General features: G+C 47.8%; 15 protein-coding genes. 11 read left to right on the forward strand and 4 right to left on the reverse strand.

Translation table 11 applies throughout. From position 1 onward, the window contains the following. The first annotated feature begins 1,028 nt into the window (after window positions 1-1,028). The 9 genes from DHL47_RS03720 (at window position 1,029) to DHL47_RS03765 (ending at window position 11,451) form a co-directional block, all read left to right on the forward strand. On the forward strand, window positions 1,029-1,733 hold the full coding sequence (locus tag DHL47_RS03720) for a hypothetical protein (RefSeq protein WP_128836807.1): 705 nt from the start codon (window positions 1,029-1,031) through the stop codon (window positions 1,731-1,733). A gap of 5 nt (window positions 1,734-1,738) precedes the next feature. After that, window positions 1,739-3,676 (forward strand): virulence factor, encoded by a 1,938-nt coding sequence (locus DHL47_RS03725; protein WP_209550945.1) that lies wholly within the window; start codon window positions 1,739-1,741, stop codon window positions 3,674-3,676. Window positions 3,677-3,684: 8 nt separating this feature from the next. Continuing rightward, complete coding sequence (locus tag DHL47_RS03730; protein WP_128836806.1) at window positions 3,685-4,353, forward strand: hypothetical protein; 669 nt, start codon at window positions 3,685-3,687, stop codon at window positions 4,351-4,353. 172 nt (window positions 4,354-4,525) lie between these two features. After that, complete coding sequence (locus DHL47_RS03735) at window positions 4,526-4,867, forward strand: hypothetical protein (RefSeq protein WP_128836805.1); 342 nt, start codon at window positions 4,526-4,528, stop codon at window positions 4,865-4,867. 6 nt (window positions 4,868-4,873) lie between these two features. Next, window positions 4,874-6,313, forward strand: a complete 1,440-nt coding sequence (locus DHL47_RS03740) for a glucosaminidase domain-containing protein (RefSeq protein WP_209550946.1) — start codon at window positions 4,874-4,876, stop codon at window positions 6,311-6,313. A 180-nt stretch (window positions 6,314-6,493) separates the two neighbouring features. After that, complete coding sequence (locus tag DHL47_RS03745; protein ID WP_245335536.1) at window positions 6,494-7,093, forward strand: hypothetical protein; 600 nt, start codon at window positions 6,494-6,496, stop codon at window positions 7,091-7,093. A 209-nt stretch (window positions 7,094-7,302) separates the two neighbouring features. Next, window positions 7,303-7,740 (forward strand): hypothetical protein, encoded by a 438-nt coding sequence (locus DHL47_RS03750; protein WP_128836803.1) that lies wholly within the window; start codon window positions 7,303-7,305, stop codon window positions 7,738-7,740. A gap of 1,992 nt (window positions 7,741-9,732) precedes the next feature. Beyond that, window positions 9,733-10,785 carry a hypothetical protein gene (locus DHL47_RS03760; protein ID WP_209550948.1) on the forward strand — a complete coding sequence of 351 codons (1,053 nt, stop codon included), beginning with the start codon at window positions 9,733-9,735 and terminating at the stop codon, window positions 10,783-10,785. A 471-nt stretch (window positions 10,786-11,256) separates the two neighbouring features. Beyond that, complete coding sequence (locus tag DHL47_RS03765) at window positions 11,257-11,451, forward strand: hypothetical protein (RefSeq protein WP_209550949.1); 195 nt, start codon at window positions 11,257-11,259, stop codon at window positions 11,449-11,451. Between the two features lie 400 nt (window positions 11,452-11,851). Here the strand turns inward: DHL47_RS03765 and DHL47_RS03770 are convergent, their stop codons facing one another. Together DHL47_RS03770 and DHL47_RS03775 are read right to left on the reverse strand one after the other, a co-directional pair. Continuing rightward, window positions 11,852-12,430, reverse strand: a complete 579-nt coding sequence (locus DHL47_RS03770; RefSeq protein WP_128836799.1) for a hypothetical protein — start codon at window positions 12,428-12,430, stop codon at window positions 11,852-11,854. Between the two features lie 54 nt (window positions 12,431-12,484). Continuing rightward, a complete protein-coding gene (locus tag DHL47_RS03775) occupies window positions 12,485-12,676 on the reverse strand; it encodes a helix-turn-helix domain-containing protein (protein WP_128836798.1) in 192 nt (63 codons plus the stop codon). A 221-nt stretch (window positions 12,677-12,897) separates the two neighbouring features. Here DHL47_RS03775 and DHL47_RS03780 point away from each other — a divergent pair, with 221 nt between their 5' ends. Next, window positions 12,898-13,347 carry a helix-turn-helix domain-containing protein gene (locus tag DHL47_RS03780; protein WP_209550950.1) on the forward strand — a complete coding sequence of 150 codons (450 nt, stop codon included), beginning with the start codon at window positions 12,898-12,900 and terminating at the stop codon, window positions 13,345-13,347. Window positions 13,348-13,724: 377 nt separating this feature from the next. Here the strand turns inward: DHL47_RS03780 and DHL47_RS03785 are convergent, their stop codons facing one another. Both DHL47_RS03785 and tyrS read right to left on the reverse strand, forming a co-directional pair. Next, complete coding sequence (locus DHL47_RS03785) at window positions 13,725-14,570, reverse strand: methyltransferase domain-containing protein (protein WP_209550951.1); 846 nt, start codon at window positions 14,568-14,570, stop codon at window positions 13,725-13,727. Window positions 14,571-14,918: 348 nt separating this feature from the next. Further along, complete coding sequence (gene tyrS / locus DHL47_RS03790) at window positions 14,919-16,175, reverse strand: tyrosine--tRNA ligase (protein ID WP_209550952.1); 1,257 nt, start codon at window positions 16,173-16,175, stop codon at window positions 14,919-14,921. A gap of 125 nt (window positions 16,176-16,300) precedes the next feature. Here tyrS and pbp1b point away from each other — a divergent pair, with 125 nt between their 5' ends. Then, window positions 16,301-18,676, forward strand: a complete 2,376-nt coding sequence (pbp1b, locus tag DHL47_RS03795) for a penicillin-binding protein PBP1B (protein ID WP_209550953.1) — start codon at window positions 16,301-16,303, stop codon at window positions 18,674-18,676. The last annotated feature ends 342 nt before the right edge of the window (window positions 18,677-19,018 follow it).

The raw sequence follows: 19,018 nt of genomic DNA on the forward strand, positions 1-19,018 counted from the left end.
GAAAAGTTGCCTTCTGCTTTATCATAAAGCCTTATGGAGGTTGGATGCAGTATAATGATTTTATATCGTCATTTAGTTTATCTTTTATTACGTTGTCAGCTCGCCTTGCTCCAACAGTCCAGAAGAACTGTTGGAGGCTGGAGATAAAGGCGGTGGGACAGACGCCCATGATGGCTGCGCCCTCACCCGCAAAGGGGAGTATCTTTGATAAGATACCGTATAAGAACTAAATTTTTAAAAATTTAGTTCCCTTCGCTCTTTTGCTTCTAAGCTCAGGCTGAAAAGGTCTCCCAGACCTTTTCACTCCCAGCCCGCGAGGCTCTCACAGTCCGGGTGGACTGTGAGAGGTTGGAGATAAAACAAACGCAGTTTGTGTCAAAACAGTCCGGGGGGACTGTGAGAGGTTGGAGATAAAACAAACGCAGTTTGTGTCAAAACAGTCCAGGGGACTGTGAGAGGTTGGGGATGAGGAAAACAGAGTTTTCCTCAATGTAGGAACTTTTTGGAGTCTAAAAGACGAACAAAGTTGAGACTTGCTTCGCAAGTCCTATCCGCAACCTCAAAGCAGTGCTTTGAGCAATCAGCTACCGCGTCAAGAGTTTTTTACCAAAACAAAGCGAAACTGAAGGACTTTTGTCTCAGCCTCGTCTTTCGTTCAGCCCGAACCTACCTACTTTTGAGCTTTCCTCACGGAAGCTCCAGCCACCGCCTCAAAACCCCCACTAGAGGTTTTGAGCGGCTTGCTGCCCTATCGTTCTGTATGTTACCGATAGGCTGAAACGGTCCCCCGGACAGTTTCCCTGCTAAAAGCAAACTAAAAGACTATAATACCTATACTCAATAAACATCGGAATCAGACTGGGCAGTCAGCTGCTGCGTCAAGAGTTTTTTACCAAAACAAGCGAGGCTAAAGGATTTTTGTCCCAGCCTCAGGCTCCTTATCTGCCGTCTCCAACAGCCTTTCAGGCTTAACGGCGGTTGGTTTTGCTGTTTGAAGAGTAGGAAAATTAGAGAAAAGGATAGGATTTATGGCCTTAAAAAAACCAAGTTCTTCCAAAAAAATGGGGAAAAACAAGAAAAAAGAGACAGCCGGCAACGGCAGCAGCCGAATCGGCAAGATGGCGGAGAATCAGTTCACCTATGATACCAAAGAGTTTGAGAATCGGGATTTTCTGTCAACGGTGGAGCTGCTGGATACGAAGGCGATTCTGAGCAATGTCAAGGGTCAGCCCATTGCTCTGGAAAATGGCTATTCGGGCTATCTGCAGATTATGGAAGTGAGGGGAAAGGACCTGAATTCTCTGTCGGACAATGAACGGCAGCGGACCATTCAGAATTTCCGGAAATGGAATTCAGAAATCACCTTTGACTATCTGTTTGAATCCACAACGCTTCCGACGGACACTTCTGAGCAGATCATCGAGTCCAGACGGATTTTAAATGAAGTGCGGCGTGAGATGAGCAAGACCGGTATCAGCGAAAACAGAATGGAGCAGCTCAAGGACAGAGAGAGTATCCTTATGCAGAATATCCTGTCTGAAGAAGCAGTTGAGCAAGAGCTGTACAATGCAGAATTTCTGATCTGGCTGTACGGAGATACCATTGAAGAGCTGCACAGACAGGTGCGCAAGGCTCAGACCAGCGGAAACGGTGATTTTGTTCCCGTCATCGTCTCGGCAAACAAGAAGGAGCAAATTCTCAAACAGTACAACAATCAAAATGAAAAGGTGTAGTGCGCATGTATTTGAAAAAACGCAAAGTAAAAAAATTAATGGCCCGCGGCTATGATCTGCCCTTTATCAGCCGGATTCAGCCTCAGGGCAATGTTGACTTCAAGTCAGACGATCGCTATTGGAAATCAGGCGATGGCTATCATGCCACTCTCTTTGTCACAGGCTATCCGACCGGCGGTCTGAATGACTACTGGGGGACAGAGCTGATGCAGGTGCAGGGGACACGTGCCTTTATGCACGTCACTCACCTGGATAATAAGTTGGTTCAGGAAAAAGCCTCCAAGGCTGTTGAAGAAAAGAGTTCGCGGATTGATGAAAATCAAAAGGCAACCAAGAATCAGGCCGAATTGGATGAGGTGCAGGATTTGATGCTGCTGGAGCAGGATATCCGCCACAATAACTCCGGTGTCAAGGGCATCTGGACCCGCATCTATGCTTCCGGCAATACCGAAAAAGAGCTGTTTGAAAAGATGTCCGAGATTAAAAACGGAGCCCCTAAATTCTCCATGACCTCCTTTATCGGAGAGCAGGATTTGGAGTATCATTCGCCTTTTGTTCCGCCGCTGCGGCAGAAAGATCTGCCCAATCACCGCCAGCCTCAGCCGGTGCCGGTTCGGGATTTGTCCGGTGGCTACTGGTTTAACCATACTAAGTTAGCGGACCCGCACGGGACCTACTTTGGCTATACGCCGACCAGCGGGGCGGTCAATCTGGACTTTCTGCAAAATGACGATATTCGGACCCGGCCCTTTATGTTTGTGGCAGGGGCGCCCAAGATGTACCAAAAGAAATTTGTGCTGAAACACACCGATTCGCTCTATGCCAGAGGGCATAAGATTATCAATATTGATCTGGACGGGACTTTTCACGATCTGACGAAATTTCAATACGGCAAGGTGCTCAGTATGTCCGGCGGGGCCAATAAGATTAACATCATGCAGGTCCTGCCTACCATGACCAAGGAAAACGGGGTAGAGGTGGATGAAATCGGCTCTTTCCGGCTTCATGTTGCCAAGCTGAAAAGTATCGCTCAGGTCCTCAATCAGGAAATTACTTCTGATGACCTCCTGCGCTTGGAAGACCTTATCACTGATTTCTACGTTTCTATCGGCCTCTGGCAGCACAATGCAGAGAAGAATGCAGAAAATATCCACGTCACAACCATTGTCAATGATGAGCATCCGCGCCTGTCCCAGTTTTGCTCCTTTTTGGAGCAGCGCTATCGGGCAGCGGGCAAGGCAGGGAATGACCACGATACCAGATCGGTCGGCCGCATTTCCAAGACTTTCAGCTCCCTCAATAAAAACTACGGCCCCATCTTTGACGTCTATACCAACTTTGAAGACCTGTCAGAGGAGCAGGTTGTGACGATTGATTTATCAGAACTGACCAAAACGCCTATGCTGCTCAACCTGCAGCTGACTCAGGTCCTGTCTCTGATTTCTTCTTATGTCGTCAACAACGGCAAGATTCAGCGGCAGAAGCGCAAGCAGAATCTGGCAGTCGCCCATGACCAGCTGACCCACTATGTCATTAATATTTCATCAGCTCAGATGGTCTTGGATATCCGCTACTCCCAGTCGGTGACTTTCTTGGCCGATATGATTGAGGAAATGGGGACCAATTATGCTGGTGTCGTGCTGGAGATGACCTCGCTGCAGAATGTTCTGGTAGCGAGCGGCAATACAACTCTGGACATCTACGCTTCCTCTATTCGCCGGATTTTCTCCCTCATGCAGTACCGGGTCTTTGCCAATACGGATGAAACGACCGTTCACCTGCTGGCAGATGCTTTAAGAGAATCCATGACTGAGTCAGAGCTGGAGACCCTGCCCAACTTAGTCCAAGGACAGCTTTTCCTTAATATTGCCGGACACGGCAATGTCGTCTTCAACCAAGAATTTTTGGGCAATGAATTAGAAAGATATGCCAGTGTGGATTAGGAGGTTGTATGTTTGTTTTACGGTTTAACAGCTGGTTTTACTCGACCAAAACATTAAAAACGTTCTTCTGGCTGCGCTGGATTGCGACCATAGCTTTTGGTTTGGCTTTTCTGTTTGGTTTTGGCCTGAATCTAGCCTACTTAATGACCCTGCACGGCAGCCGTCTGATTACCATGACCTTTTCTGTTTCCTTCATCATTGGCCTCCTCGTTCTGCTCTGGACAGTCATTCGGGGCAGGAGGGAAGCAATTGTGCCGGTTCTTCTCATGATTTTGCTGCCTTCGACTCTCCTGACAGAATTTGGGGTAACAGCAGACCTCTATCTGCTGCTGCTCTTCTTTGTCTGCTATTTGGAATCCAGCCACCGCCGCTTTGTCGTCAATGTTGCAGCCAAACTGAGCAAGGAGTTTTCACCGATTTACAGCAAACGTCTGGCCAATAAAAATCAGAGCCGTCTTTACCGTCATGCTTATAGGGTGCTAGGGCTTCTGAATCTGGATGATTTTAGGCTGGTCAGGGAAGTGACGAAAGTCAGTTCAGATAAGGTGCAGGGGCTGAGTGAAAAAGAGTTTATCCGCACTTTTAAAATCAAAGGACTTTTAGGCTCGACAACGATAAAAGACGAGCTCTATAGCAGTCCGCAAAAAAGCTGGTTCTTCCTGAGACGGAAATGGTAAGGTTCAGATAGAGTCCTTCAGTCCTGTTCCCCACCCCTCCAACAGTCCGGGGGACATTGGAGCAGGGCGAGTCAGCAGTTAGCGATATGCGGGCTTAAAACAGAAAGAGTATAAAATGCACAGAAAGGAAGCTAAATGAAGCCGAGATGAGCTTGATTTGGCCAGAAAACAAATGGTGAAGTACAGACTTGTTCGACCAGAGACAGAGGGTTACGAAAAAGAGGAAGCGAAAAGAGAACAGCCGCATCCCAGAAAACGGCGGATGAGAGGGCCGATTTCTGTCTACAAGGATACAGCAGCTTCTTACCGTTCCACAAAGAAAGCGGTTAGCGACTACTATCAAAGCATGGTAGATGAGCAAAAGGCTTATTATGACCATGATGATAACTGGCAGATTCGGGAGCAGTACCAGCGAAATCAGGAATTTACTAAAAAATTGCTGAAATACGGTCTGGCTGCAGCTGTTCTGATAGGACTGTATTGGCTTTTTCGGATATTCTTTCTAAAGAGGTAAAGTAGTATGTCAAGATACTCGGTTATCAATGTGGGTAAAAAAGCAATTAAAAGAGCTATTTTTCTAAAACTTTTTCTTTGGATAGGAATTCCTGTTATCCTTATTTTGCTGGTTATGTTTCTGCTGGCAGCGATTTTAGTAGGCGGAGGCGCCGATAATTCTCAAAAAGCCAGCAACTGTAAACCCGGAACCAGTCAGACGAGCCCCAACACGACGCAGGAAACTTCCTCGGGCAATAGTTCCATTGAAGAGTTTGTCAAGGAGCATGAAAAAGCTTACCTTGAATCATGGAGAGTAGGCGGTTTTCTGCCCTCTGCCTCTATCGTCCAGACCCAGATTGAGACTTCTTTTGACCAAAGCGTTCAGTCCTTTGGTCAAGCCCATAATATGGGGGGAGTTAAATGGAGCAAGGCCTCAGATTTTGCTCAGACCGTTGCTTTATACGGCTCTAGTTCAGTATCAAAAGACGGGGCAGGAACCAGTGTGGGTGATGATACCGGAGGAAAATATGTTTATTTTTCTACCTTTGATGCCGGTATTGTCGGTAAGGCTGAATTCATGAAGAATCAGACCCTCTACAAGGGAGCTATCAACAATACAGACGGTCTCAGCACCCTCAGTGCTATCGCGGACGGCGGCTGGGCGACAGATCCTTCTTATAAGAGCAAGCTGCATAGCCTATACAATAGCTTAGGAGCAAAGTTTAAATGGCTGGATGAAAAAGCTATTTCTCAGTATGGGGCCAGCCCTGTTTCAGAAACCACTTCATCCTCAGGAGGCGATTCTGACAGTGACAGCAGCGGCAGTCCTTCTTCGCCCGATAGTTCAAAGAAGAAGGACTGTAATGGCAGCGGAAAGACAGGGACTAATGGTACCAACGGGGATGCTGTTGACGGTTCCGGCAAGGTACCGGAGGATGCAACGGCCTTGCTGTATACACCGGATACTCTTCCTTCCAGTCTGAGTCCCTACCTTCTTGATCCTAGGGCTTTCGGTATGGAATATGGCGGAAAGGGGGCCAACTGGGAGCATCCTGATGAATTTTATTTGGCCGGCCAGTGTGTCAATCTGACCATCAGTTTTGGCAATATTTTGTGGGGGCATAAGGGTGTGGTTATTGGAAATGGGATCGATCAGGCGGCTGCCTGGGCGGTAATCTTCGGCAATTCGACCAAGAAAGCCCCCAAAAAAGGAGCAATATTTTCCTGTCTCAGCGACAGCGGAAACCCTGCAGGCCATACCGGGATTGTCTGCCATGTCTTTGAGGATGGCAGTATCCTGACCTGTGAGCAGAATAGCTCGGTGAGCGGTACAACTGCAGGCAAGCCCTTTACTTGGCACTATTGTGTGATTAGGCCAGCTGAGCAGGCAGAGAAGCGCTATTCTTTCGCTTACCCGGATGACAGGGAGCCAAACCTAGGCGATAAGACAGGTGCCAGCAGTTAATGCTCTGAGAGAATCAAAACTTGTATCCATACTCTTCGAAAATCACTAACTTGCTTTGGTTTCGCTTACTATTGAGGATAAATAGAGCGAATAGCAATCCGGAGGTATTAGAGCTTGCTAATGGGATAAAGACAGCCTGTGTGAAACTGTCCCCGAATTATCAGAAGAAAAGAGGTTATAATGAATCCAAGAAAGAAAAGGCGGCTGATGACAGCGCTCGTCTGTCTGGGTCTGCTGCTCCTTACAGCCATCTTTATCACAGCGTTTTTGAACAGACAGGCTAAAAAGAAGGAGAAGAAGCCGGAAATTTCACAGACAACTTCTTCCGAGTCCAGCGTTGTGTCATCTTACAGTCAGTCTGAACAGACTCCCGACGAAAAAAATTATCGGCAGGCGCGCGCGACTCTGGAGCGGCCGGAAAGCCTAGTGTCTGAGGACAAGAAAAACAAGGTGGCTGAAGCTTTAAGGATAGCTGTTGAGGATATTAAAAAGCATCCCAATACAGCAGATGTGTCGGGGACGATGGACAATCATCTGTCCTCAACATCGAGCCCCATGGTTCTGACCTTTGCGATGGCTCTGAACTTAGCTGGTTACCGCTTAGAGGACAGCCAGACAGAGGTCTTCAAGTCCTATAGTGACGATGTCCTTCAGTTTATCTGTGTCCTGAGTAAAGATGGAGAGGAAAATTCTTACTTTGTCGGCAACTATAATGACTATACCGCTCAGCTCCAAATCGCTTCCTATCATGGCGGCAATATCAGAGTGCGGGGGGATTAGCTGTTCTTGAGAGCTGTGCGGAGGCAGAACGGCAAAACAGTCTGAAGGAGTGAAAAGGTCAGGGTCTGGAAACCCGAAAGCGAGGCAGCGGATGAAGAGTTCATTCCGCCGCCAGCCGTTAAGCCCAGAAGAGTGCTTGCAAGGGCTGGTAAAACTCAGCAATTTAAGCTATACTAAAAGATAGTAAAAAAGAAAAGGAAGAAAAGTATATGCACAGTCATCTGAATGCAGCAGAGCTGGATCAGCTTATTGAGCAATGCCAGAATGGCCAGGTTCTGATTACGGACTTGGATCCCCTGCTGGTCTACGAGCTGGAACTGAGGGTCAATGAGCGTCTGGCAGAGAATCAGGAGCCTCTGATGTTCAGTTTTCATGAACTCGCCTATAATGGCTTTGTGCCAGATGCTCATGCTGTCTGGATTCGAGACCAGAGCTATGTGCAGCTCTTTGGATTTATGTTTTTCAGCATCGGCTTTCTCCTTTTGTTCTTCCTCCTTTTTACCGGAGCAGGCCCCTTTCAGCTTAAAAACATTGCCTCTGTCCTCAGTCTGCTGGTCATTTCAATCTTTACCTATGTCGTCCTCCTGCTGGTCTCTAATAAACCCGAGGATGAACTGGACAAAAAACATGAAGAAAACAGGGTTTAGCAGAACCTTGTTTTTTTGAACGGATTTTATATTCAAGGAACATCAGCAGCAGATATGGTGACAGCTAGCTGCTCAGCCTGTCACGAGAAATCCCAAGGGGCTTTTTGAACCCCTGCAGGAACTGTTTGTATCGTCATTTCGTTTATCTTTTATTCCGTTGTTAACTCGCCTTGCTCCGACAGTCCAGGAGGACTGTTGGAGGCTGGAGATAAAGGGAAGGCGGTTCCCGGCTTTCGCTCAGTCCCAGGGAGTGAGTCTGGGATAAAAATACCCAGATTCGTCTATTTCTATCGTTCGACTGCAAGACGCAGTGGTTGGGAGAGATTCTGTTGACTTTAGTCAACTAGAATCTCCCCCTGCGCAGTTCATTAGGCGCTTTAGCGCCAATGGACCACTGCTGAGCGGCTTCTAATTCGTTGATAAATCAACTCTTACAAGCCTGCTCAACTGTGCGGAGGTGGGAGTGAAACAGCCTGGGGGTATGCTGTTTCAGATCAGCAACTAGAAACTAAGACTGGCTGACAAAATCGAAGACTCCGTCTTACCGATTTTTATACGGTATCTTCCCAAAGATAGCTCCCTCTGTGGGTGCGGGTGCAGCCATCATGGGAATCTGTCCTACTCTCACTACTAAAAGCAACCTAAAAGACGATATGGAAACGGTTCCTCTTATCAGCAGAAACAGCAAGGAGGAAATGCAGGAAAACTTTTTATGATAAAAAGAAACAAGGGGGCTCCTGAGATATAATAGAAATAATCACTAACGAAAGGAATTTCTGTTATGAAAAAGAATAAAATTCTCTTGCTTTCAGCTTCGATTCTGCTTTCTGCAGGCATTGGAACCAGTCTGGCTTATGCGGACGAGCCCAATCCGGTCGTTCCGCCTGCCGATGCTCAGCCAGTCCAGCCAGTTCCGCCAAGGGATGACCAGCCGACTCCTCCGGTTAATCCTAATCCGGATGACAATAATAATCAGCCAACTCCGCCTCCTACCGATAATGGTGACAACGGCGGCAATGACAATAACCAGCCGACTCCCCCGCNGGATGACAATAATAATCAGCCAACTCCGCCTCCTACCGATAATGGTGACAACGGCGGCAATGACAATAACCAGCCGACTCCCCCACCTGCTGATGATAACGGCGGCAACAATGGCGGCAATGGGAACAATCAGCCGACCCCTCCGAGCGACGACGGTCAGCCAGTCCAGCCGACTCCTCCGGCTGATCCTAATCCGGATGACAATAATAATCAGCCAACTCCGCCTCCTACCGATAATGGTGACAACGGCGGCAATGACAATAACCAGCCGACTCCCCCGCCTGCTGATGATAACGGCGGCAACAATGGCGGCGGCAATGGGAACAATCAGCCAACCCCTCCGAGCGACGATGGTCAGCCAGTCCAGCCAACTCCTCCCCAGCCGGGTCAGCCTGACCAGCCGACTCCTCCAAGTGATGACAATCAGCCTAACAGACCGGCCAACCCTGCTGACCCAGTCACGCCGACCGATCCTTCCAGACCGGCAGACGGCAATAATCCTATTGACAAAAATAAGAGGGCTGAAGGAAATGGTGAGGGAGCCAGCATCTCTGATCCGACTATTTCGGTCCAAGGTCCTGTAGAAAACACGAATAACAATACCACAGCTGTCCCCGAAGCCGCACCGACTCCCCCGCCTGCGCCTGTGACAGTAACCGTGACAGCTCAGGATCCAGCGCTTCCGGCGACAGGAACAAGGCGGTCCCTGCTTCTGGCCGCGACTGGAGCAGCCCTTCTGTCTATGCTGGCCCTGCTCGGCATGACAGACAAGAAAAAGACTCAGTAACCTCTTTTTGACGATGAGTCATTGAGAGCTGCCGGACTCCTTTAGATGCCTGACTGCAAGGTCGGGCTTTTTTGTTTTCTCTCTTTATGATAAAGCTCTATTAAAAATATTTCCTGTATAATTTTAAGTAAGAATAATGACAAAAAGGAGGTGAAAAAGGCTTGTCCACAATCCTTAGCAAATATAAAATCAGACAGAACGAATCTGGGAAATACACCACTGTCGTTCCTTCATTTTACGATAAAGACTACTACCGGCATTTTCAGATAAAACGCCTGCCGCAGACCAACCGCTTCCCTTTTTTTCTGCAGGCAGACAATGACGGTTCAGGAAGCATCCAGCTGACAATCAGTTACCAGAGCGAAGCAGATTTTCTGCTGGTTGGCCGCCAGCTGTCGCAGCTGGAACAAAAAATTTTGGTGTTTATTGCCCGTTTCAGAAACGTCCAGAAACTCCAGATTCAAAAGGAAATAGGGAGCAGTACTGCGGGAAGCCGCCTTGAAAAAGCTCTGAAAAAACTGCATCAGTATTTTTTGATTGAGGTCTGGGAATTTCCGCGCAAGGACAAGGCCGGGGAGTCAGCCAGGGCTTACTCCATCACACGAAACGGCTTCTCTCTGCTGCGCTATTTGCAGCTTTTGGAGCAGCAAGGGTGCTATCAATGGGAGACCGCCTTTGATGCGGATCTTTACCAGCCAATCCGCAGCTGGAAAATCGTAGATACCTATCAGGTTTTTAGGCTGTCAGCCCATTACAAGGATTTCATACCTGAAAAGCAGTTTGAGCCCAAGCCCTACACGGTTAGGCAGGCAGATAGAAAAAAGAATGCTCTGGGCGAGGAAAAAGAAAGCCGGACAGAACGGCAGATTTTTTTGCGGCAGGCCAGTGTTGAGGGCGAGCTCCTTTTTGAAAATCCAAGGCTGCAGTATGTCTTTGACCTCTATCCTCTGGTTACGGAAAAAGATGTGGCAGACCTGCTGCTGCAGCACTGGTCGACTTTTGAAGATGACTACCGTTATCTGGTGCTGATTGTCGACTCTTGGGACTGGGTTGAAGAAATCAGTCAGACCTACAGTCTGCCGGATTATGCGGCTAATATTCTCTTTTTTGATTTGGACAGTGTCCAGAATGATGACCTGCTGAGCTCCCTCTATCAATTTGATCCGGACAGCAGCACTTATTCGGTTTTGCCTTTTAAATTCATGCATCCATAGGTTTCGTTGAGGATAACGGATGATTTCTTTTGCAGGCTTTCTGAATGCTCAAATGATGAGGATGCCATTCAGAAGCAGGCATAGCGGCGGAACAGAAGCCCCTCTTGAAAATTTTGGGGCTTGGCTTCAGGTTCGGTCTAAAAAGATTCCCCGAGCCTTTTTGCTCCCAGCCCAGTTCACTGCCAAAAGCGAACTAAAAAACTATAAGATTTTCTCAATGAACTTACTGAATAAAAAAATTAATTTTCGATTCAAATTTACAGGAATTTTTAAGACTTATGGTATACTCTTATAGGAGAAATATCTACCCTTGCTCAGTAAACATTTTTATTCCTGGCACCCCTTGATAGCAGCTGCTTCAAGGCCGCAAATGATATTTAGGATAAAAAGATTTACAAGTCAGACAGAAGATTCGGCGCACCGAAATAAGGCCCATACGAGATGTAGAAAATAAAAGAGGAGTCAAAATGAATGAAGCAAACAGATGATGGTAAAAAATATTTGGTCGTCCATGGAGAAAAATTAATCGAAGAAATAGCCCAAACGTTTCCTGTGACAGTCCAGGAATATGACGGAACCAAGGTCGGTCTGATAAAGTTAGAAGACCTTGATCAGATACCGGAGGAGCTGCAGGCTTTGCTAGATGACAGTATTGAGATACTATAAAACAGGCGCTGAAGACAGTGCCTGTTTTATATCGTCATTTGTTTCTCTTTTATTCCGTCATTAACTCGCCTTGCTCCAACAGTCCTTCTGGACTGTTGGAGGCTGGAGATAAAGGGAACGCAGTTCCCGGCTTTCGTTCAGTCCGGGGGAGTGAGTCTGTCCCACTGCCATCAGCCCTGCGCTTTTGAAACAGACTTCCTCACGGAAGCTTTATCCGCCGCCTCAAAACCTCCGCTGGAGGTTTTGAGCAGCTCGCAGCCCATCATTTTCTTATTTCAAAATGATAGGCTGAAACTGTCCCCCGGGCAGTTTCACTGCTAAAAGCCGACTAAAAGGCTATATCACAGAAGTCAGTCCCGGCCTCATTTAGACTTTCAAAGGGCCTGAGATGCTGGTCGGTCTAGTCGCAGACAAAGGTCAGCGGTTCCTGTGTCTTCATGTCGATATACTGTCCCTTGTAGTACATGACATTGGCTTTGCGCAGCCAAGAAGTAATCTTATCGCGGACATTGAACTCAATGCCCAGTTCAGCTTCCACCTTCTTGATCTGCTTTTGCTGCATTTCTCTGGAGAAGAATTTGGCCAAAATATCCGTATCAATCAGATGTTCAGAAATAATAACAGCAGGATCTTTCAGATAATTGATGAAATTCTGATAGGTCAGGCTTTTCAGAAAATCATTGCACTTGTCGATAAAGCGCTTGGTCATCAGCCCTTCTTCAAACTGAAGCAGGGGAAAATAGAGTAGACGATAGTAGGTTTCAAAGATTTCCTCAACATCTTTGCTGCTGAATTCCTTGGCCAGGGATTTGCTGATAGGACGCTGGCCGCCGTAGACATTGATCCCGATTTCCAGACACATATTGTAGGGGCTGTAGCCCAGCAGCATGCAGTTGATAATTTCTTGGTTTTGCTCGTCTTTGCATTGTTTTTTAAAATTTTTCAGCTTTTCTTCTAAAAATATGATTTTAATTTCCATAAAACGTTGCTCCTCTGTAAATGACTTCACCACCACTGAAAAGTTGATTTAAAATCAATCCACTTTAAGAAGTTCGTCGGTATTTACGTTGAAAATTTTGGCAAGTTTGACCAGTTTGTCACCTCTGATACTGAGTTGATTCCGCTCCATATGGGAGACGGTCATCTGAGAAACCCCCAGCAATTTTGCCAGTTGAGCCTGTGTCATTTTATTGTGGCGTGCTCTTAATTCTGCTATCGTTACCATAAAAGCCTCCTCAAATTTTATGACTAAAATTATATACCTTTTATTTTAGTTTATCAATAGCCTTGTTGATTTAAAATCATGATTTTTAAAATATAGGTTTTATTAATAGGCTTTTGAGCCGCTTATTAAACTTTCTTTACAATTTCGTTAAGAGAATATTGATAAACGATTCGGTTGCTGGTATAATTTTATTGAAATGATGAGAAAGAGAGGGTTGGCAAATGGCGACGATAGGAGAACGGATCAGACAGCTGCGGTCGTCTCAGGGCTTTACCCAGGCCCGCTTGGCGGAGGTGCTGCATGTCAGTAAGAGCGCCGTTTCTAAGTGGGAAAGCAACACCAATCTGCCTCAGGCTATGGAGCTGAAGAATATGAGCAGTCTCTTTCATGTCAGGTCTGACTATCTTCTGGGGCTTTCCAATCAGCCGGCAGCAGGTTCGGCAGGCGGAGATAAAAAACTGGCAGCGCTAACTGCCTATTTTCAGCAGCTGGAGAGGGAAGAAAGCAAGCAGCGTTGCTTAGACTTTGTTATCAGCCAGCTGAATGAGCAGGAAACAGCTAAAATGCAGGCTGAGCTGCTTCAGAAAACACTGGATGAGCCCAAAGATCACCTTCCGGATGTCAAAATTATTGTGGATGCCGATGCTGCACTGCAGGAATTAGACAAATAAGGCCGAGAGCTAAACTCGTGTGCCGCTCCTGCCGTAGATGCTCATTTCCTTTATCTTTTATAGTCTTTTCCTTTGTTTTTAGTGGTGAAACTGTCTGGGGGACAGTTTCAGCCTATCACTAAAAATATAGGACGATAGGGCAGCGAGGCACTCAAAAGCTCCAGTGGAGGTTTGGAGCTGGTGGATGGCGCTTCCGAGCTTTCGGCTTTCTAGGCTCGGCCTGGAGTCTGTCTCGGCCGCTTCAATCCCCCGAGCAAAAGCCTATAACTAACTGTTGAAACTTAAAAACTGCCGGCTTCAGATGAGGCTGGCAGTTTTTTGTGGGACAGGCGGTCTCTTTGGAGCTTGAGACTCTGCTTTAGGTCCTTTCCTAGTTATTACTTGTTCTGTTTTCTTTTTCCAACGAGGATAATGGCGGAGATAGTGACCTGTTTGAGGTCTTCCCAGTCGATTAGTTCCTGATGAACATGAAAGAGCAGGGGCGTCATCTGAATCAGAGCGGCTCTTTCCTGGGGCTGGAGCGGTTGGCAGTGTTCGACTTCCTGCTGGGACAGAATGTCAAAGTGCTCCTGAAAATGCTGGATTACCTGCTGGTTGGAATAGGTCTTTCTGCCCAGCTGTTCGACCGCCTTTTCGCGGATTTCCTGCAAGTGGCTGTCCTTGGGGACGACCTTGATGACCAATCCTTCCTTTTTCAGGACCCGCTGAAATTCCTGATAATTGGCCGGGGAAAAAATATCCAAAACAACATCCACTGCCTGCTCCTGAATGGGCAGCCGGGCCAAATCTCCGACAAACCAGTTAACTGCCAAACTCTTGTCACTCTTAGCAGCCAGCTGAATGGATTCCTTGGACAGGTCAAAGGCGTAAATCTTTTTGCGGGGCAGGGCGGCCTGAATTTCCCGGGCATAATAGCCCTCGCCGCAGCCGACATCCAAAAGGGTCGCATGCGGAGCGGTTTCCTGCAGGATCTGCAGCAGGCTGTCTAAAATGTGTCTATAAAAACCGGCTTCCAGAATCAGCTGCCGGTTCTGAAAGCTGGCTTTATCATAGTCTTTAGACTGCCTGACCTGCGGAGCCAGATGAACATAGCCAAATCGGGCGATGTCGTAGGAGTGACGCCTGGGACACTTGAGGCTGTTTTGGTCCAGCTGCAGCTGCTGGCTGCACAGCGGACAGGCAAAAGCCTGAGCCTTGGCAAATCGGGCGATGGTGGATTTCATAAGGGTTCCCCTTCTTTCTTGCTGCTTTACTGCTCCGTAAACCTTCTGCTTTAAATGCCGGCAGTGGGACAGACTCCCATGATGGCTGAGTCCTCACCCACAGAGGGATGGATCTTTTGGAAGATACCGTATAAGAGGCCCATGACGGCTGCCTTGCTCTCTGTATACAGACTTTTCGTTTGCTTTTGGCTCCCCCGGGCTGTGTAAGCTAGCAAAGCAATAAAAGATAAACTTAATGACGATAAAAGGATGGTGATGTTCCAGACCGTGACAATCAAAGAAAATCGAAGATAACAGAGTTAAGAAAAGAAGCCGGTTTTTCGGCCGGCTCCTTGCCTTGTTTTGGCATCAGTAAGTCAGAGCAAAGTATTTTTTCTTGCCGCGGCGGATGACCGTCAGCTCATTTTCCAACTTGTCTGCTTCAGTCAGGCTGTAGTTCAGATCCTGAATACGTTCGCCATTGAGATAGATGGCGCCGTTTTGGATATCTTCGCGGGCCTGTCGCTTGGAGCTGACGACACCGGCTGTGACCAAGAGCTCCACGAGAAGAAGGCTGTCCTCGGCCTGAACCTGATAGCTGGGTACGCCCGACAAACCTTGTCTCAGTTCTGTGACAGAGAGGTTTTTAATGTTTCCGGCAAAGAGCTGCTCGCTGATATTCAGAGCCTCTTGATAGGCTTTCTCGCCGTGCACCAGAGTCACGACTTCGCGGGCCAGAATTTTCTGAGCCAGACGCTCGTGCGGAGCCGCCTCAAACTGCTGGCGGATGTCCTCGATTTCTTCCAGTGAGAGGAAGGTGAAAATCTTCAGGAAGCGAACGGCATCGGCATCCATGACATTCATCCAGAACTGGTACATTTCATAAGGCGAAGTCTTGTCTGCATTGAGCCAGACAGCATTGCCTTCGGATTTGCCGAATTTTTTGCCAGTAGCGTCCGTAATGAGCGGGACGGTCATGACATGGCCGATCTTATCAGCTTTGCGGCGCAGCAGTTCGGTCCCTGCTGTCATATTGCCCCATTGATCAGAACCGCCGATTTGCAGGGTGACTCCATGTTCTTGGTTTAAGACAAAAAAGTCGTAGCCCTGCATGATTTGGTAGGCAAATTCTGTGTAGGAAATTCCTGTCTCGATCCGGCTCTTGACGGAGTCCTTGCTCATCATGTAGTTGACGGTGAAGTATTTGCCGACATCGCGCAGAAAATCAATAAAGCTGATGCTGCTGAACCAGTCGTAGTTGTTGACCATTTCAGCCTTATTTGCTCCCTTTTCAAAGTCAAGGAAGCGGGCAAGCTGTCCCTGAATGCTCTTAACCCAGCCGTTAACTGTTTCTTTTGTTTGGAGACTGCGCTCAGCATCTCTGAAAGACGGGTCCCCAATCAAGCCAGTCGCACCGCCGACGAGCGCATAGGGCTTATGACCTGCCAGCTGCAGGCGGCGGCTGGTCAAAATAGCCACCAAATGTCCCAGATGAAGGCTGTCGGCAGTCGGATCATAGCCGGTGTAATAAGAAACTTGTCCTTCTTCCAGGGCTTTGCGCAAAGCTTCTTCATCAGTTGTTTGGAAAACCAAACCACGCTCTTTTAGCTCATCAAAAATGTGCATGTGCATCTCCTTTTCAACATATAGTGTGCTCACTCTATTGTATCACAAAGCGTTTAAATAGCAATGTTTCCTTGAAATAAATCATAGTTATTTGTTATAATGGTACAATACAAGGAGAATCTGTTTTGCAACAAATAGTCGAGAAATTAAAAACACTGTGGGAAAAAGCCCGGCAGTTTTTCAAACATATCAAACTTCCAGACCTGAAGGGGTTCGGTCCTTCTGCTGATAAAGACGGCTGGTCTGTCGGTGATATAGTTGCCGTTTTTCTGCGGACCTTCAAGCTCCTGCTCAATATGGCTTTTGTCTTTATCTTTTTCGGTGTCGTTCTGGGTGCTGGTATTGGGATTGGCTATGCGGCCAGCCTCTTCAGCAATGTGGAAGTTCCTAAAGAAGAAGAGCTGGTCCAGCAGGTCAACAACATTTCCGGCATTTCTAAGCTGGTCTATTCCAATGGCAGCCTGATTTCGGAAGTGGACAATGATCTGCTGCGGATTCCGGTCGAAAGCGATGCGATTTCGGACAACATTAAAAGGGCCGTCATTGCAACAGAAGATGAAAATTTTGAAAGCCATAAGGGAGTGGTTCCCAAGGCGGTCCTGCGGGCGACGCTGGGTTCTGTTGTCGGTATCGGCTCATCCAGCGGGGGCTCGACCCTGACGCAGCAGCTGATTAAGCAGCAGGTGGTCGGCGATGCACCGACTTTCAAGCGGAAAGCAGCAGAAATTATCGATGCTTTGGCTCTGGAGCGCTATATGACCAAGGACGATATTCTGACCACTTATCTCAATGTGTCGCCTTTCGGCCGCAACAATAAAGGACAGAATATTGCTGGCGTGGAAGAAGCTGCTCAGGGGATTTTTGGTGTCTCTGCCAAGGATCTGACCATTCCGCAGTCAGCCTTTATCGCAGGCCTGCCGCAGAGTCCGATTGTCTATTCGCCTTATGCGGCGGACGGCAGCCTCAAATCAGCTGAGGACATGGCTCTGGGTCTGGCGCGGGCCAAAGATGTCTTGTACAATATGTACCGGACTGGGAAGATTACAGAAGCAGAGTATCAGGAATTTTCTGCCTATGATTTGACCAAAGATTTTAAGCCGTCTGAGAGCTCAGAAAAGAACAGCCATGACTATCTTTACTATACAGCCTTAGAAGAAGCAAAGACCGTGATGTATCAGTATCTAATCCAGCGGGACAATGTCTCCCAGCAAGAGCTGAAGAATAATGATACGGTCAAGGCTTATCAGGATTTGGCGGATAAGGAGCTGAGGGAAGGCGGCTACACTGTCACGACCACGATCAATCAGAAAATCTATGCAGCCATGCAAAATGCGGTAGCCAATTACGGCGGGGTTCTGGATGACGGGACCGGCGCCGTTGAGGTCGGCAATGTGCTGCTGGATAATAAAACCGGCGCCGTTATCGGCTTTGTCGGCGGCCGCAATTATGCCGCCAATCAAAACAATCACGCCTTTGATACAGAACGCTCTCCGGGATCAACCATTAAGCCGATTCTGGCTTATGGGATTGCCATTGATCAGGGCATGATGGGCAGTGCCAGCGTGCTGTCCAACTACCCGACCAACTTTTCAAGCGGAGACCCGATTATGCACGCAGAAAGCCGTGGGACCGCTATGATGGACCTGCAGGAAGCTCTTAATACTTCCTGGAATATTCCGGCCTACTGGACCTATCAGGCCCTGCGGCAGAAGGGAGTCAATGTCAAAGGCTATATGGAAAAAATGGGCTATTACATTGATGACTACAGCATCGAAAGCCTGCCTATGGGCGGAGGGATTGAAGTGTCAGTCGCCCAGCACACCAACGGTTTCCAAACTCTGGCCAATAACGGCAGCTATCAGGAAAAATACATGGTGGACAAAATCACTGACCGAGACGGCAATGTGATTTATCAGCACAAGGCCAATCCGACTCAGGTCTATTCGCCGGCGGCTGCGACGATTATGCAGGAGCTGATGCGGGGAGTGATCAACTCCGGTGCTACTACGACTTTTAAGTCCAGAATCAGTCAGGTCAACGGCACACTGGCCGGCGCCGACTGGATCGGCAAGACCGGAACGACCAATGTCAACGGCGATATGTGGCTGATGCTGTCTACTCCGCGAATGACTCTGGGCGGCTGGATCGGGCATGATGACAATTCCTCTATGGCTGCTCTGACCGGCTACAACAACAACGCCGCTTATATGGCTTATATGGTGGACGCCATTTATCAGGCGGATCCCAATGCCTGGGGCGTCGGTGATAAGTTCAGCCTGGATCCGAGCGTCATCAAGTCTGATGTGCTCAAATCTACGGGGGAAAAACCGGGAACGGTCAATGTGAATGGCCGTACAATCAATCTGAGCGGGCAGACTGTTACAAGCTATTGGGCTAAAAACGGAGCGCCGACCACGTCCTACCGCTTCGGTATCGGGGCATCAGACGCCGATTACCAAAAAGCCTGGGCGGCAATCCTAGGCAGCTCCGGCAACCGTTAAAAAAAGGCTGGAATGGGGAAAGGCCCTGACGGGCTGCCTATCTGCTGGCAGCGTCAGCCTTGCAATTTCCAGCCAAATAAGGTATAATGAGATTAATAATTTGTCGTGTGCTTTGATTGAAATATTGTCCAATTGAAGCCTGCAGCAGTTAAATCAAACTTTCATCAGTCCGATTTAGCTGCTCTTTTTGTGCTCATTTTTAGGTTTTTTGAAGCTTTGTCATTAAAATTTAAAAATTCTGAAAAATCAACAAAAGGCAAATTGCGAGACGGAAAAGTCTCTATTATTTCTTAATTAACTGAACTCGGCCTCAAAGCTGTGTAAAAAAGACAGATTGCCCAG

The sequence above is a fragment of the Streptococcus panodentis genome (assembly GCF_017884005.1).
In the GTDB taxonomy this organism is placed as follows: Bacteria; Bacillota; Bacilli; order Lactobacillales; family Streptococcaceae; genus Streptococcus; species Streptococcus panodentis.

Bases quoted from the DNA above. Each gene is read 5' to 3' on its own strand.
- DHL47_RS03750 (WP_128836803.1), top strand. From the start codon at position 7,303: ATGCACAGTCATCTGAATGCAGCAGAGCTGGATCAGCTTATTGAGCAA.
- DHL47_RS03785 (WP_209550951.1), bottom strand. From the start codon at position 14,570: ATGAAATCCACCATCGCCCGATTTGCCAAGGCTCAGGCTTTTGCCTGT.
- DHL47_RS03725 (WP_209550945.1), top strand. From the start codon at position 1,739: ATGTATTTGAAAAAACGCAAAGTAAAAAAATTAATGGCCCGCGGCTAT.
- DHL47_RS03780 (WP_209550950.1), top strand. From the start codon at position 12,898: ATGGCGACGATAGGAGAACGGATCAGACAGCTGCGGTCGTCTCAGGGC.
- DHL47_RS03765 (WP_209550949.1), top strand. From the start codon at position 11,257: ATGAAGCAAACAGATGATGGTAAAAAATATTTGGTCGTCCATGGAGAA.
- DHL47_RS03735 (WP_128836805.1), top strand. From the start codon at position 4,526: ATGGTGAAGTACAGACTTGTTCGACCAGAGACAGAGGGTTACGAAAAA.
- tyrS (WP_209550952.1), bottom strand. From the start codon at position 16,175: ATGCACATTTTTGATGAGCTAAAAGAGCGTGGTTTGGTTTTCCAAACA.
- DHL47_RS03740 (WP_209550946.1), top strand. From the start codon at position 4,874: ATGTCAAGATACTCGGTTATCAATGTGGGTAAAAAAGCAATTAAAAGA.
- DHL47_RS03775 (WP_128836798.1), bottom strand. From the start codon at position 12,676: ATGGTAACGATAGCAGAATTAAGAGCACGCCACAATAAAATGACACAG.
- DHL47_RS03720 (WP_128836807.1), top strand. From the start codon at position 1,029: ATGGCCTTAAAAAAACCAAGTTCTTCCAAAAAAATGGGGAAAAACAAG.
- DHL47_RS03730 (WP_128836806.1), top strand. From the start codon at position 3,685: ATGTTTGTTTTACGGTTTAACAGCTGGTTTTACTCGACCAAAACATTA.
- DHL47_RS03770 (WP_128836799.1), bottom strand. From the start codon at position 12,430: ATGGAAATTAAAATCATATTTTTAGAAGAAAAGCTGAAAAATTTTAAA.
- DHL47_RS03745 (WP_245335536.1), top strand. From the start codon at position 6,494: ATGAATCCAAGAAAGAAAAGGCGGCTGATGACAGCGCTCGTCTGTCTG.